This window comes from Serinicoccus chungangensis, assembly GCF_006337125.1.
Lineage (GTDB): Bacteria > Actinomycetota > Actinomycetes > Actinomycetales > Dermatophilaceae > Ornithinicoccus > Ornithinicoccus chungangensis.
In genome coordinates, this window is the sequence record NZ_CP040887.1 from 3,133,622 (window position 1) to 3,147,676 (window position 14,055).

Genomic DNA, 14,055 nt, shown 5'->3' on the forward strand with positions numbered 1-14,055 from the left:
GACCGGGCCGCACGGCATACTCCGGCCATGAGGATCGTCGTCGCCCTCGGGGGCAACGCGCTGCTGCAGCGTGGGCAGGTGCCCGATGCCGCGGCGCAGGTCGCCAACATCCGCCGCGCCATGCGGGCCCTCGCGCCGCTGACCGACGACCACCAGGTCGTCATCACGCACGGCAACGGACCGCAGGTCGGCATCCTCGCGATGGAGAGCGCGGACGACGCCCGGCTGAGCCAGCCCTACCCCTTCGACGCGCTGGGGGCCATGACGCAAGGGCTCATCGGCTACTGGATCCTGCAGGCGATCGGCAACGAGCGGCCCTACCGGCAGTTCGCCGCGGTGCTCAACCAGACCCTCGTCGACGCCGACGACCCGGCCTTCGCGCGGCCCACGAAGTTCGTGGGCGAGGTCTACGACGAGGCGACCGCGCGCGAGCTGGCCGACCGGCACGGGTGGCAGGTCGAGGCCGACGGCGAGCACTGGCGCCGCGTCGTGCCGTCGCCGCGGCCGCGGGAGATCATCGAGACCCGGCTCATCGACCACCTGCTCGACGAGTCCGTCATCGTCGTCTGCGCCGGCGGCGGTGGGGTGCCGGTCGTCCGCACGGGCAGCGGTGACCTGCAGGGCGTGGAGGCGGTCATCGACAAGGACCTGTCGGCCGCGCTGCTCGCGCACCGGCTCGGGGCCGACCGGCTGCTCGTGCTCACCGACGTGCCGGCGGTCATGGAGGGCTACGGCACCGACCACCAGCGGGAGATCCGGCGCACGACCCCCGAGGAGCTGCGCGCCCTCGACCTGCCCGCCGGGTCCATGGGGCCCAAGGTCGAGGCGGTATGCCGCTTCGTCGAGGTCGCCGCCCGCGGCTCGGGGCAGGACCGCCCTCAGGTGGCGGCGGCGATCGGCAGCCTGGACGAGGTCGCCGCGCTGGTGGACGGCTCGGCCGGCACCTTCGTCACCCCCGCGCCGGACGCACGGTAGGACCGCTCTGGTCGCGCGGCGCGGCCGCCCCGGACACCCGGAAGGACGACTCGAGGAGGGCCGGCCCGGTCAGAGCTCGCCGGCGAGCGCCCCGTCGAACCACGAGCCGAGCACGGGGGTCCACTCCCGGATGGCCACCTGCTCCACCAGACCCAGCTGCTGGAACGGGTCCTCCCGCAGGAGCTCGGCCAGGTCGGCCGCGCTGTCCCCGCGCAGCAGGAGCATGGCGGCGTCGGGCGCCTCCTCCACGTCGGCGTACGGGCCGGTCAGCAGGGCGGTGCCCTCCTGCGCCAGGCCGCCGAGGAACTCGCGGTGCGCGGGCCGGTGCTCGTCGCGGGCCGCGGTGTCGTCGGAGTAGGTGTAGTGCACCACGAAGAGGCTCATGCCGTCATCCTAGGGACGCGCGTCCGGTGCGTCCCGACCACGCGTCCGGTGCGGGATCAGGCGGAGTCCAGCGCCGCACCACCCGCGGCCTCACGCCCGGTCCCCCTTGCTGCGGTGGTACTAGATTGCTAGCATCCTAGGATGACCCAGAAGGCGCAGTTCAACGTCTACCTGCCCACGGACCTGATCACCCAGATCAAGCACCGCGGCATCGACGAGGCCATCAGCCTGTCCGCGTTGGTCGAGAAGGCGCTCCGGGCATACCTCACCTCGACCGCGGAGGACGACGCATGATCACCGACCTGACCGCCCAGCCCATCCGCTTCACCGCGGACATCCCCGCCTGGCAGCGCCTCCTCGAGGCGCTGGGCGCGCGCCTCCTCCTCGAGCGGCCCGGCTGGCTGGTGTATGCCGTGGGCTCGGGCCGCGTGGCCCTGCACCAGGCGAGCGACGCGCAGCCGCCCGGCACGGCGCTCGCCTTCTCGACGACGACACCCGTGCCCGAGGCGGTCGCCGCGGCGGCGGCGGCAGGCGTGCCGATCACCCTGGGCCACCCCGACCACGGCGAGGCGGGCGTGGTGTCGGCGCCCGACGGCACCACCTTCACCCTCGACGCGCCCACCCCGGTCGAGGAGGACGGCCCGCCGGCCGACCGGCGCCTCGTCAGCCTGCCGATCTGGTACGCCCGCGACACGGCGACGGCGCGCGGCATCCTCGAGGGCATCGGGGCGCGCGCCCGCCTGGTCGCCGACGACGGGACCTGGACCGACCTGGCCTGCGACGGCGGAGGGCTCGCGGCGGTCCACCACGCCGACGCCCCGGCGCTCGAGCTGGCCTTCGAGTGGGACGCAGACGTGGAGGAGGCGCTGGCCCTGCTCACGGAGGCGGGCGTCCGGGCGGCCCTGATCGACGAGACCTACAGCCGGACCGTCCAGGTCGCCGACCCCGACGGCATCAAGGAGGTCTGGATCAACGAGCGGCAGTCCGACCACTACGGGTACACGCGGCACTGACGCGCGTCCGGTGCGTCCCGACCACGCGTCCGGTGCGTCCCGACCACGCGTCCGGTGCGTCCCGACCACGCGTCCGGTGCGTCCCGACCACGCGTCCGGTGCGGGATCAGGCCGAGTCCAGCGCCCTGTCCAGCGCCTGGGCCAGGTCGGCCCAGAGGTCCTCGACGTCCTCGACCCCGACCGACAGGCGCACGAGGTCCTCGGGCACGGTCGCGACCTCCAGGGGGTGGCGGCGACGGCGCTCGATCTGGCTCTCCACGCCGCCCAGGCTCGTCGAGTGGGTCCACAGCCGGGTCGCCGCGCAGACCCGCTCGGCCCCCTCGGCGCCGCCGAGGACCTCGACCGAGAGCATCCCGCCGAACCCCGGGTAGCGCACCCGACGGACCGCCGGCTGCTCCGCCAGCCGCCCGGCCAGCACCTGCGCACCCGCCTGCGCCCGCTCCAGGCGCAGGTGCAGGGTGCGGACCCCGCGCAGCACCAGCCAGGCCTCCATCGGCCCCGGGATCGCCCCGTGCAGCGACCGGTGGGTGTGCAGCCGTTCCCGCAGGTCCACCCGTCCACCCGCGACGACGGTCGCCCCGAGCAGCACGTCCGAGTGCCCGGCGAGGTACTTCGTCGCCGAGTGGATGACGACGTCCGCACCCCAGGCGAGCGGCTGCTGCGCCAGCGGTGTCGCGAAGGTGTTGTCGACGGCGAGGACCGGGCGGGCACCGGCATACCTCTCCCGCAGCCCGGCCACGACGGCCGGCACGTCGGTCAGCTCCATCATGGGGTTGGTGGGCGACTCCAGCAGGAGCAGGTCGGCCCCCTCGCAGGCGTCGACGATCCCCGCGACGTCCTCGGCCCCGACCCGGCGGACGGTCAGGGCCCCCGCCGCCTCGCGCTCGTCGAGCAGCCCGGTGGTGCCGTTGTAGACGTGCCGCGGCGCGACCACGACCCCGCCGACGGGCACGAGGCCCACCACGGCCGCGACCGCCGCCATCCCCGACGCGAAGGTCAGCGCCGAGCCCCCCTCGAGCGAGCCGAGCACCTCCTCCAGCGCCTCCCACGTCGGGTTCGACGTGCGCGCGTAGGCGACCTCGCCCTCGGCCACGAAGGTCGAGGTGAAGGTCACCGGCGCGCTCACCGGCGCGCCGGGGTCGCGGGCCGGCCGCCCCAGCGCCACGGCGCGGGTGGCGGGGGCGAGGTCGTCGTAGTGGGTCATCGCACTCTTCCGGTATGCCGTCTCATCCGTCCGCGGACCGCTCACCGCGGGCCGCGTCGCCCTTGTCGGACTGGCGCCCACGATAGGCCGCGGCGGCGACCCGGTTGCCGCAGGCGGTGCTGCAGAAGCGCTTGGAGCGGTTGCGCGACAGGTCGACGAAGACGCCGTCGCACCCGTCGGCCTCGCACCGGCGCAGCCGCTCCAGCTCGTCGGCGCGCACCACGTCGACCATCGCCATCGCGGCCTCGACCGCCATCCGGGCCGCGAAGGGGGCGTCGTCCGGCACGGCGTGCAGGTGCCACCCCCACCCGTCGTGGTCGACCAGGCGGGGCACCGCCCGCTCCTCGGCGAGCAGCACGTTGACGAGGTCCACGACCCCCTCCTCCCCCAGCTCCCAGAACCTCGCCAGCCGCGGCCGGACGAGGCGCACCCGCTGCACCTCGGCGGACCGCCGCGGTGGCGTGCCCGACCACTGCCACTGCGCGACGAAGGCCTCCAGGTCCTCCACCGTCGTCAGGGTGTCGACGCCCTCGGCGCGCGCCTGGGCGGCCTGCTCCGACGGCAGGTGGTCACTGCCGCTGCCCGCTCCCGTGCGGGTGTTGACCAGCGCTGCGGCGGAGCGCAGCGCCTCCACTGCGTCATGAGTGAAAGGCAAGTTGACTCCTGACGTCGGACCTGGATATCGTCATGAGTGTCATAGAAGTACGCTCCTGACGCCAATCGACCCAGAGAGGGGGCCAGCCCCATGACCACCACCCGGACCAGCCTCGACCACCCCACCACGTCGAGCCGCCGCCGGGGCGCGCGCACGCTGCTGCTCGGGCTGGCCGTGGCGATGCTCTCCGCCTCGATGTTCGGCACCGCTGGCGCCGTCGGCAAGAGCCTGCTGCTGCAGGGCTGGACCCCCGGCGCGGCCGTGAGCGCCCGGGTGGCCCTGGGCGCGCTGGTGCTCGCCGCCCCCGCGGCCGTGGCGATGCGCGGGCACTGGCACCTGCTCCGGCGCCCCATCACCTGGATCCACACCGGGCTCTTCGGCCTGGTCGCCGTCGCCGGCTGCCAGCTGTTCTACTACCTCGCCGTGCAGCGCCTCTCGGTCGGCGTGGCACTCATGCTGGAGTACCTCGGCCCCATCCTCGTCGTCGGCTGGCTCTGGGCCCGCCACGGCCAGCGCCCGCGCCCCCTCACCATCGGCGGCGTCGTCCTGGCGATCGCCGGCCTGCTCCTCGTCCTCGACGTGCTGGGCGACGTGCAGCTCAGCGCCGTCGGGGTCATGTGGGGGCTGCTCGCGGCGGTGGGCCTGGCGGTCTTCTTCGTCGTCGGGGCGGACGACGCGAGCGGCCTGCCCCCGACCGCCTTCGCCGCGATGGGGATGACCATCGGCGCGGTCGCGCTGACGCTGGCCGGTCTCCTCGGCGTGGTGCCGATGGCCATGAGCACGCAGGACGTGCTCCTCGCCGGGGTCGACGCGCCGTGGTGGGTGCCGGTGCTGTGGCTCGGCCTGGTGGCCGCCGCCGGGGCATACCTCACGGGCATCGTCGCCGCACGGATGCTCGGCGCCAAGGTGTCCTCCTTCGTGGGGCTGGCCGAGGTGATGTTCGCCGTGCTCTTCGCCTGGCTGCTGCTCGCCGAGATGCCCGCCCCGGTGCAGCTGCTCGGCGGCGTGCTCATCGTGGCCGGGGTGGCGGCGATCAAGGCCGACGAGCGGGAGTCCGAGCTGCCGGCCGGGACCTACGAGGTCGAGCCGCTGCCCGATGTCGCCGACGAGGCCTCCCCCGCCCGCTGAGGGCCCCGCACCCACAGCCGCGTCGTCCACTGCCCACCGCCTGGTCAACCCTCGTCCTCCTCGAACAGGCCGAAGGTTGACCTGCCGGACGACGGCTGACCAGCCGGACGAGGGTCGACCGGCCGGGCGGCGGGCAGGGCCCCGGGACCGAGGCGGCTCGAGGTGCGGCACCGGGCGGCCTCCGCACACCGGCGCCACGGCCGCTCAGTCCTCGAAGGTGACGGTCACGTCGCTGTGGCCCAGGGCGTCGAGCAGGCCCTCGAGCATGGCGACGGTGTTGCTCTCGGCCAGGTCGACCAGCGGCCCACCCTCGGAGGCGGCACTGCTCATCTGGGCCACCGCGGTCCGCTGGGCCTCCTGCTCGAGGTCGGAGCCCCGGAAGCGGTTGGCGATGCCCCGGTCGACGCTGACGACGTAGCTCGCCTCGAGGTCCAGCGTGGGCTCGCCCACCGTGGGTGGGGGCAGCCGCACCGTCACCGCGCCGTCCTCCTCGGCCACCTGCACCCGCCGGGAGTCCAGCTCGCTGAAGTCGACGATGGCGTCGACGTCGCCCTTGCCGACGTAGAGGACCCGCTCACCGCTGATCCAGTCCGGCACGAAGCGGGTGTCCCGCTCCAGGTCGACGACCGTCTCGTAGTAGGCGCTGGCGGCGTGGAACTCGCTGATCTCGGTGAGCGACTCCAGGACCGAGGGTCCGGTGCGGTCGACCTCCTCCTCGGCGAAGGGGTTGAGCGAGGGCCGCCAGTCGGTCAGCAGGCTGAACCCACCCACGACGGCCAGCAGCACGACGGGGACCATCAGCACGACCCCGACGACGCGACCCAGCATGCGGCTCACCCTAGCGACGCCGCGACGATCCTTCTCCGTGAAGCGGGCCGTGAGGCCCGACCTAGCGGCCCGCGGCCCGCCGCACGAAGTCGGTGATGCCCTCGGCCTCCTCGACCCGGGAGGACTCGCCGACGTAGGGCATGTGGCCGGTCTCGAACCAGGCGTGCTCGACCCGGTCCATGGCGGCGTCCGGCAGCCGCAGGTGCGCGACCGTGTCCTCGGCGGCGGAGTAGGGGGTCGCCAGGTCGTAGTAGCCGTACTCGAAGCGCACCCGCAGGTGCGGGTTGGCGCGCATGACCCGCTCGAGCTTGTCGACGACGTTGATCGGCTTGGCCTCGAACTCCTTGTAGGACCAGTGCTCGATGGCGTCGGAGAAGACGGCGTAGGGCAGGTCCAGCTCGGAGCGCAGCTCGGCCCGCAGGTAGTGGTGGATGGCCGCGGCGTACGGGCCCATGATCGCGTCGATGCTCGGGTCGGCGTCCATGCCCTCGGCGATCCCGGAGTGCAGCAGCCCCCGGATCCGTCCGTCGATCCGACCCACGGTCTCGCCCCGGTCGCGCAGCAGCTCGGTGCAGAAGCGCCAGTGCTCGGGCCGCAGGTCGCACCGCTGGACGTAGTCGCGGGACAGCCCGGTCAGGGCGGCCAGCCGCTCCGCCACGTCGGCCCGCTCGTCCTCGGTGAGCCGGTTGCCGCGCGCCAGCGCCCACCGGTATGCCCCGGCGGCGAACTCCTCCGCCTCACCGAGCACCTCGGTGAGGCTGCGGCCCTCGTGCTTGCCGTGGAAGTGCGCGATCGCGGCGTAGGTCGGCAGGAAGGACAGGCACGCCTCGTCGTGGCGCAGGTAGCGGAAGTCCTGGGTGCCGAAGTCCAGCACGCTGGAGATGAGGACCAGCCCGTTGAGCTGCATACCGAAGCTGGTGAAGAGGCGCTCGGCGACGGACACGGCGCGGGTGGTGCCGTAGGACTCGCCGGCGAGGAACTTCGGGCTCATCCACCGGTCCTCGCGGGTGCACCAGAGCCGGATGAGCTCGGTGACCTGCTCGACGTCCTTCTTCCACCCGTGGAAGTCCTTGGCCTTCCCGCCCTCGACGGCCCGCGACCACCCGGTCGACATGGGGTCGATGAAGACCAGGTCGGAGGCGCGCAGCAGCGTCTGCGGGTTGTCGTGCAGGGCGTAGGGCGGGGCGGTCGGGTCGTTCGGCTCGCCCGCGTCGGCGATCCGCGGCCCGAGCACGCCCAGGTGCAGCCACACCGAGCTGGACCCCGGGCCCCCGTTGAAGACGAAGGTGATGGGCCGGCTGCGGTCGGGCTCGCCGCCCTCGTCCACCAGGGTGTAGGCCGTCACCGCCAGCTCCCCGCGCGGCGTCCACCCCTGGAAGACGTCGTCCTTGACCTCCTCCTCGCGGATGACGATCCGCCCGGTCCGTGCCGTGTAGGTCAGGTCGCCCTCGGTGGTGGCGATCGTGTGGGTCGTGTCGACCAGCACGTCGCGGGGCTCGGGGCGGTCCGTGCCGCCGCGCGCACCCTGGTCGGTCCCGGCGCCGTCCTTCGTAGCCTCGTCGCTCATGCCCCCGACCCTAGTAGGCGGCCCGGCCGCCCCCGCCCGCGGACCGCCCGTCGCTGTGCTGAGATGAGGGGTATGACCAATCCCCTCCTCTCCCCGTCCACGCTGCCCTTCTCGCTGCCCGACTACGCGAACCTCACCGACGCCCACGTCCGCGAGGCGGTCGAGGTCGGCATGCAGGAGCAGCTCGAGGCGCTGCGGGCCCTGGCCGAGCACCCGGAGCCGGCGACGGTGGAGAACGTCCTGCACGCCTGGGAGACCTCCGGGGCGACGCTGGACCGCACGCTGTCGGCGTTCTGGGTCGCCAAGTCCGCCGACACCAACGACGAGCGGGACGCCATCATGGCCGAGTTCGCGCCGCGGCTGGCCGCGCACACCGACACGATCATGCTCGACAGGGGGCTGTACGCCCGGCTCACCCAGCTGGGCGACCGCGCCGCCGCCGGGGAGGTCGACCTCGACGAGCAGGACGAGTTCGTCCTCACCGAGCGGCTGCGCGCCTACGAGCGCGGCGGGATCACGCTCGACGCGCCCGGTCAGGCCCGGCTGCGCGAGCTCAACGGCGAGCTGGCGACGCTGTCGACGGAGTTCGACCGGCTGCTGGTGACCGGTCGTGCGGGGGCCGCGGTGCACGTCACCGACGAGGCCGAGCTGGCCGGGCTGGACCAGGACGCGCGGGCCGGGCTGCGGGAGGCCGCGCAGGCCACGGGGCTCGACGGGTGGCTCGTCACCCTCACCAACACCACCGGGCAGCCCGTCCTCGACAGCCTGGAGCACCGCGGCCTGCGCGAGCGGGTCTTCCGGGCCTCCGTCGAGCGCGGCCTGGGCCGCGAGGGGCACGAGGCCCACGACACCCGCGACATCCTGGTCCGCATCGCCCGGCTCCGCGCCGAGCGGGCGACGCTGCTCGGCTACGAGCACCACGCGTCCTACGTGCACCAGGTCGGCTGCGCCCAGACCACCGACGCGGTCAACGACCTGCTCGGCCGGCTCGCCCCGGGCGCCGTGGAGATCGCCCAGCGCGAGGCCGACGCCCTGGCCGGGCAGCTGCAGAGCCTCGAGCCGGGGGCGACGCTCGAGGGCTGGGACTGGCAGTTCCTCGCCGCCCGCAGCGCCGGGGAGGGCTTCGACACCGGGCAGCTCACCCCCTACCTCGAGTTCGAGCGGGTCCTCACCGACGGCGTCTTCGCCGCCGCGACCGCGCTCTACGGCATCACCTTCCACGAGCGGGGGGACCTCGTCGGCTACACCGAGGCCGCCCGCGTCTTCGAGGTGCGCGAGGCCGACGGCAGCCAGCTGGGCGCCGTCGCCATCGACCCCTACACCCGGCCGACGAAGAAGGGCGGGGCGTGGATGACGAGCATCGTCGACCAGTCCCACCTGCTCGGCGACCTGCCGGTCGTGACCAACACGTGCAACGTGCCGCCGCCGTCGGCCGGCCAGCCGAGCCTCATGACGTGGACCAACGTCATCACGCTCTTCCACGAGTTCGGCCACGACCTGCACGGGCTGCTCTCCGACGTGCGCTACCCCTCCCGCTCCGGCACGTCGGTGCCCCGCGACTTCGTCGAGTTCCCCAGCCAGGTCAACGAGATCTGGGCCTGGGAGCCGTCGCTCCTGCGGCGCTACGCCCGTCACCACGAGACGGGCGAGCCCCTCCCGCAGGAGTGGGTCGACCAGCTCGTCGACAGCCGTACCGAGACCGGCTACCACACGATCGAGCTGCTCAAGGCCATGATCCTCGACCAGGCCTGGCACCAGACGCCGCTGGAGCAGCTGCCGGAGGACGGGTCTGGCGTGGAGGCGTTCGAGCACGCGGCTCTCGAGCGGGCCGGGGTCGCCTTCCCCCTCGTCCCGCCGCGCTACCGCAGCGCCTACTTCCACCACATCTTCGGCGGCGGTTACGCGGCCGGCTACTACTCCTACCTGTGGTCCGAGGTCATGGACGCGGACACCGTCCAGTGGTTCCGCGAGCAGGGCGACGCCGACCACCCGGGGGGTATGACGCGCGCCGCCGGCGACGTCTTCCGCCGGGAGCTCCTGGGCCGGGGCGGGTCCATCGAGGCGTTGGAGACCTACCGGCGCTTCCGCGGCCGCGACCCCGAGGTGGGCCCGCTGCTGGAGCGGCTCGGGCTGACCGGCTGACCCGTCCGGGGTCGTCGACATCCTCGAGGACCAGCGGCGAAGAGGCGACCTTGCTAGGGTGAGCAGCCCCATCAGGAGGTGGCCGATGACGTCCTTCCCGCTCTTCCCCTACGCCCTGGCCGGTCTGGTCGTGCTCGGCTGGTGGGCGGTGACCCAGTCCTGGGTCGCCCTCGGCGTCATGGTCGTGCTCCTCGCGGTGGCCGCGCTGCACCTCGTCAAGGCCACCAGCGGGCCCGGCTCGCTCGGCAGCGGCCAGGACCAGGCCGAGTCGCGCGCACGGGCGACCTTCCCCACGCCGCCGGAGCGCCCGCACGGCATCTGAGCCGCTGGCGGGTCAGGCGCGCTCGGCGTCGATCTGCTCCGCCACGTCCTGCATGCGCTCGGTGATCCGGGCCAGGTCGGCGAGCTCGACGTCGCTGAGCCGGTCGAGCACCTGTGCCTTGGCCTGGAGCACCGGCCCCTCCAACGCCGCGAGGACCGCCTCGCCCTCCGGGGAGATCCGCAGGAGCAGACGCCGCCGGTCGGCCGGGTCCTGCTCCCGCACGAGCCATCCCCGCGCCACGACGCGCTCGACGATCCCGCTCGTGGTCGGGGTGGAGACACCCAGGTGCTCGGCGAGGGCCTGCCCGCTGAGGTCGGGGTTGGCGCGGACCAGCACGAGCACCTGGACCTGACGCAGGGTCAGCTCGGCCGGGACGGGCTGGGGGTCGAGCCACCGCATGGCGACCGCGTGCAGTCGGGCCTCGCTCGCGCTGATCCGCCCGAGCAGCGCGCCGCGGCCCGCCAGGTCGGCCTCTGCCATGCGCCGCGCTCCTTCGTCGATTCGGTCGAGGGTAATGGTTCGCCTTAGGCTAGGCATCCTATGGCACGCCTCACCCTTTTCAGCGTCCGCAACCGGGCGCTGGTCGCGCTCGCCACCGTCTTCGGCATCCTGGCCGGCCTGTGGTCGGCCAGCAGCCTGCCCCGCGAGCTCTTCCCGTCGCTGCAGTTCCCGGTGCTGGTCGTCGCCACCAGCACGCCCGGCTCCAGCACCTCGGTCGTCGAGGAGCAGGTCACCGAGCCGATCGAGGTCGCCGCGCAGGGGCTGAACGACGTCGTCGAGGTCTCCTCGACCAGCACCGACGGCTTCTCCTCGGTCGTCGTCGAGCTGGACTACGGCACCGACACGGGCGCCGCGCAGACCGACCTGCAGCGGGCCGTGCTCTCGCTGCCCGCCCTCCCCGACTCGGCCAGCCCGCAGATCTTCGCGGGCAACCTCGACGACTTCCCCATCATCCAGCTGGCGGCCAGCGGCGGGGAGGACGCCCGCGACCTCGTCGACCGGCTCGAGCGGGTGGTCATCCCCGACATCGAGGACATCGACGGCGTGCGCTCGGTCACCCTCTCCGGGGTGGCCGACCGGGTGGTCACCGTGGACCTCGACGAGGAGGAGGCCGCGGCGGCGGGGGTGACGCTGCAGACGGTGAGCCAGGTGCTGCAGGCCAACGGCGTCGTGCTCCCCGGCGGGTCCGTGCTCGACGGCGACACCGAGCTGCCGGTGCAGGTCGGCTCGCGGCTCACCTCGGCCGAGCAGATCGGCGCGCTGCCCATGCTCGGGCAGCAGGCGATCGCCGCCCAGCAGGCGGCCGCCCAGACCCGGAGCCAGGCGCAGGAGGCCCAGGCCGCCGCGGACGAGGCCGCCCAGGCGGCCCAGGCCGCACCCCAGGACCCCGAGCTGGCCGCCGCCGCGGCGGCCGCGGCCGGCGCGGCCGAGCAGGCCACCGCCGCCGCCGAGCAGGCCGGCGACGCCGAGATCCCCCTGCTGCGCGACGTCGCCACGGTGACCCTCGAGGAGCGGGAGGCGGCGGCATACACCCGGACCAACGGGGAGCCGAGCGTCGGCCTGGCCATCACCAAGACGCCGGACGGCAACGCGGTGGAGATCTCCGCCGAGCTGGCCGCGCTGCAGGACCAGATCAGCACCGACCTCGACGGCGGCGAGCTGGTGACGATCTTCGACGGCGCGCCGTTCATCGAGAAGTCCATCGAGGACCTGGCCACCGAGGGCCTGCTCGGGCTCGGCTTCGCCATCCTCGTGGTGCTGCTCTTCCTGCTCTCGGTGCGCCTGACCCTGGTCACCGCGGTGTCGATCCCGCTGTCGCTGCTCATCGCGCTGCTGGGCCTGCAGGTGGCGGACTACAGCCTCAACATCCTCACCCTCGGCGCCCTCACCATCTCGGTCGGCCGGGTGGTCGACGACTCGATCGTCGTCATCGAGAACATCAAGCGTCACGTCGCACGCGGCGAGGACCGGCGCACCGCCGTGGTCGAGGCGACCCGGGAGGTGGCCGGCGCGATCACCTCGGCGACCATCGCGACGGTCGCCGTCTTCCTGCCGCTCGGCTTCGTCGGTGGCCAGGTGGGCGAGCTGTTCCGCCCCTTCGCGGTGACCGTGACGCTGGCGATGCTCGCCTCGCTGCTCGTGGCGCTGACCATCATCCCCGTGCTCGGCTTCTGGTTCCTGGGCCGGCGCTCCGGCGGCGGCAAGCACGAGCCGGAGTCCACGCACACCGAGCACACCGACGAGCCGGACCGGATGCAGCGGGCCTACCTGCCGGTGCTGCGGACCGCCCTCGGCAGGCCCTGGCTGACCGTGCTCCTCGCGGTGCTCCTGCTGGGTGGCACGGGGTATGCCGCGACCCTCCTCAAGACCGACTTCATCGGCGGCACCGGGGAGAACACCCTCCAGGGCACGCTCACCATGCCGACCGGCACCACGCTCGACGACACCGACGACCAGGCGGGCGAGGTCGAGGCCTGGCTCGCCGACCAGGACGAGGTCGTCACCTACCAGGTGACCGCCGGCAGCCCCGGCGGGATCGAGGCGGTCTTCCTCGGCAGCGGGGCCAACTCCGCGACGTTCGCGGTGACCCTGGACGACGGCGTGGACGGCGAGGCCTTCGGCGAGGAGCTCACGACCTCCGTCGACCTGCCCGAGGGGGCCACCTTCACCGCGCAGGCCGGCCAGCAGGGCGGGCCCACCAGCGCCGGGCTCGAGGTCCAGGTGCAGGGCCAGGACCTCGACCAGCTGGACGCCGCGGCCCAGGACGTCGCCTCCCTCATGGAGGAGGCCGGGGCGCTGGACGTCACGAACAACCTCACCGACACCGTGCCGGCCCTGCAGGTCGAGGTGGACCGCGAGGCCGCCGCGGCGGCCGGGCTGGCCGAGGCGCAGCTGGGTCAGACCATCCAGGCGGCGACCGACGGGGCGGTCGTCGGGCAGGTGGAGATCGACGCCTCCCAGGTGGACGTCGTCGTGAGCGAGGGCTCGGCCGACGACGTGGCCGCGCTGCGCGACCTGGAGGTCGGCTCCGACCCCGACGGCGAGCCGGTCGCCCTCGGCGAGGTGGCCGAGCTGCGCACGGTCGACGAGGCGGTCAGCATCACCCGGGTCGACGGGCTGCGCGCGGCCACGGTCACCGGGCGCGCGGCGACCGACGACCTCGGCGCGCTCACCGCCGACCTGCAGGAGCGTCTGGACGACCTGGAGACCCCCGCGGGCGTGCAGGTGACGCTGGGCGGCGTGAGCTCGGACCAGCAGGACGCCTTCGCGGCGCTCGGGCTGGCCCTGCTGGCGGCCATCGCCATCGTCTACCTCGTCATGGTCGCGACCTTCAACTCGCTGGTCCAGCCGCTCATCCTGCTCGTGTCGGTGCCCTTCGCGGCGACCGGCTCGATCGCGCTGCTGCTGCTCACCGACACCGCGCTGGACGTGGCCTCGATGGTCGGGCTGCTCATGCTCATCGGCATCGTCGTCACCAACGCGATCGTGCTCATCGACCTGGTCAACCAGTACCGAGCCCGCGGCTTCGGCCGCACCGAGGCCGTGCTCGAGGGGGCCCGGCACCGGTTCCGGCCGATCGTCATGACCGCGCTCGCGACCATCCTGGCGCTCACCCCGATGGCCTTCGCGGTCACCGGCGGCGGGGCGTTCATCTCCCAGCCCCTGGCCATCGTCGTCATCGGCGGCCTCATCAGCTCGACCGCCCTGACGCTCATCCTGGTCCCCGTGCTCTACGAGCTCGTCGGCCGGGGAGCGGCCTGGGCGGGCGGCCTGCGGTCGCGCCGGGAGGAGCGCCGGGCGGCCTGAGCGGCCCCGGGGCCGACCCCCGCGACGGCC

13 protein-coding genes are annotated in these 14,055 nt (G+C 73.7%); 7 read left to right on the forward strand and 6 right to left on the reverse strand.

Features of this window, described 5'->3' with window-relative positions; all coding sequences use genetic code 11:
* Nucleotides 1-27: 27 nt before the first annotated feature.
* The gene (locus FHD63_RS14275; protein ID WP_139722615.1) at nt 28-975 is read left to right on the forward strand and encodes a carbamate kinase; all 948 of its coding nucleotides are present in this window, start codon (nt 28-30) and stop codon (nt 973-975) included.
* Between the two features lie 69 nt (nt 976-1,044).
* On the opposite strand, the gene FHD63_RS14280 is transcribed toward FHD63_RS14275, so the two are convergent.
* A complete protein-coding gene (locus FHD63_RS14280) occupies nt 1,045-1,359 on the reverse strand; it encodes a YciI family protein (RefSeq protein WP_139722616.1) in 315 nt (104 codons plus the stop codon).
* A gap of 141 nt (nt 1,360-1,500) precedes the next feature.
* Here FHD63_RS14280 and FHD63_RS14285 point away from each other — a divergent pair, with 141 nt between their 5' ends.
* Together FHD63_RS14285 and FHD63_RS14290 are read left to right on the forward strand one after the other, a co-directional pair.
* Entirely contained in the window at nt 1,501-1,653 is a 153-nt protein-coding gene (locus FHD63_RS14285; protein WP_139722617.1) for a ribbon-helix-helix domain-containing protein, read from the forward strand.
* The gene (locus FHD63_RS14290) at nt 1,650-2,372 is read left to right on the forward strand and encodes a hypothetical protein (RefSeq protein ID WP_139722618.1); all 723 of its coding nucleotides are present in this window, start codon (nt 1,650-1,652) and stop codon (nt 2,370-2,372) included. Before FHD63_RS14285 ends, FHD63_RS14290 begins: the two co-directional genes overlap by 4 nt.
* Nucleotides 2,373-2,478: 106 nt before the next feature.
* Here FHD63_RS14290 and FHD63_RS14295 read toward each other — a convergent pair whose 3' ends face one another.
* Both FHD63_RS14295 and FHD63_RS14300 read right to left on the reverse strand, forming a co-directional pair.
* Nucleotides 2,479-3,576 (reverse strand): trans-sulfuration enzyme family protein, encoded by a 1,098-nt coding sequence (locus tag FHD63_RS14295; protein WP_139722619.1) that lies wholly within the window; start codon nt 3,574-3,576, stop codon nt 2,479-2,481.
* A gap of 22 nt (nt 3,577-3,598) precedes the next feature.
* Nucleotides 3,599-4,231, reverse strand: coding sequence for a CGNR zinc finger domain-containing protein (locus FHD63_RS14300; protein ID WP_139722620.1), 633 nt, complete (start codon nt 4,229-4,231; stop codon nt 3,599-3,601).
* Between the two features lie 90 nt (nt 4,232-4,321).
* On the opposite strand from FHD63_RS14300, the gene FHD63_RS14305 reads away from it, so the two are divergent.
* Nucleotides 4,322-5,359 carry an EamA family transporter gene (locus FHD63_RS14305; protein ID WP_139722621.1) on the forward strand — a complete coding sequence of 346 codons (1,038 nt, stop codon included), beginning with the start codon at nt 4,322-4,324 and terminating at the stop codon, nt 5,357-5,359.
* Nucleotides 5,360-5,563: 204 nt separating this feature from the next.
* Here the strand turns inward: FHD63_RS14305 and FHD63_RS14310 are convergent, their stop codons facing one another.
* Nucleotides 5,564-6,187 carry a DUF4230 domain-containing protein gene (locus tag FHD63_RS14310; protein ID WP_139722622.1) on the reverse strand — a complete coding sequence of 208 codons (624 nt, stop codon included), beginning with the start codon at nt 6,185-6,187 and terminating at the stop codon, nt 5,564-5,566.
* Nucleotides 6,188-6,248: 61 nt separating this feature from the next.
* Complete coding sequence (locus tag FHD63_RS14315; RefSeq protein WP_139722623.1) at nt 6,249-7,754, reverse strand: S10 family peptidase; 1,506 nt, start codon at nt 7,752-7,754, stop codon at nt 6,249-6,251.
* Between the two features lie 72 nt (nt 7,755-7,826).
* Between FHD63_RS14315 and FHD63_RS14320 the strand changes: the two genes are divergently transcribed.
* Complete coding sequence (locus FHD63_RS14320) at nt 7,827-9,896, forward strand: M3 family metallopeptidase (RefSeq protein ID WP_139722624.1); 2,070 nt, start codon at nt 7,827-7,829, stop codon at nt 9,894-9,896.
* Between the two features lie 85 nt (nt 9,897-9,981).
* Complete coding sequence (locus FHD63_RS14325) at nt 9,982-10,218, forward strand: hypothetical protein (protein WP_139722625.1); 237 nt, start codon at nt 9,982-9,984, stop codon at nt 10,216-10,218.
* Between the two features lie 12 nt (nt 10,219-10,230).
* On the opposite strand, the gene FHD63_RS14330 is transcribed toward FHD63_RS14325, so the two are convergent.
* Entirely contained in the window at nt 10,231-10,698 is a 468-nt protein-coding gene (locus FHD63_RS14330; protein WP_158296803.1) for a MarR family winged helix-turn-helix transcriptional regulator, read from the reverse strand.
* 60 nt (nt 10,699-10,758) lie between these two features.
* Between FHD63_RS14330 and FHD63_RS14335 the strand changes: the two genes are divergently transcribed.
* Complete coding sequence (locus tag FHD63_RS14335; protein ID WP_139722627.1) at nt 10,759-14,025, forward strand: efflux RND transporter permease subunit; 3,267 nt, start codon at nt 10,759-10,761, stop codon at nt 14,023-14,025.
* Nucleotides 14,026-14,055 lie beyond the last annotated feature (30 nt).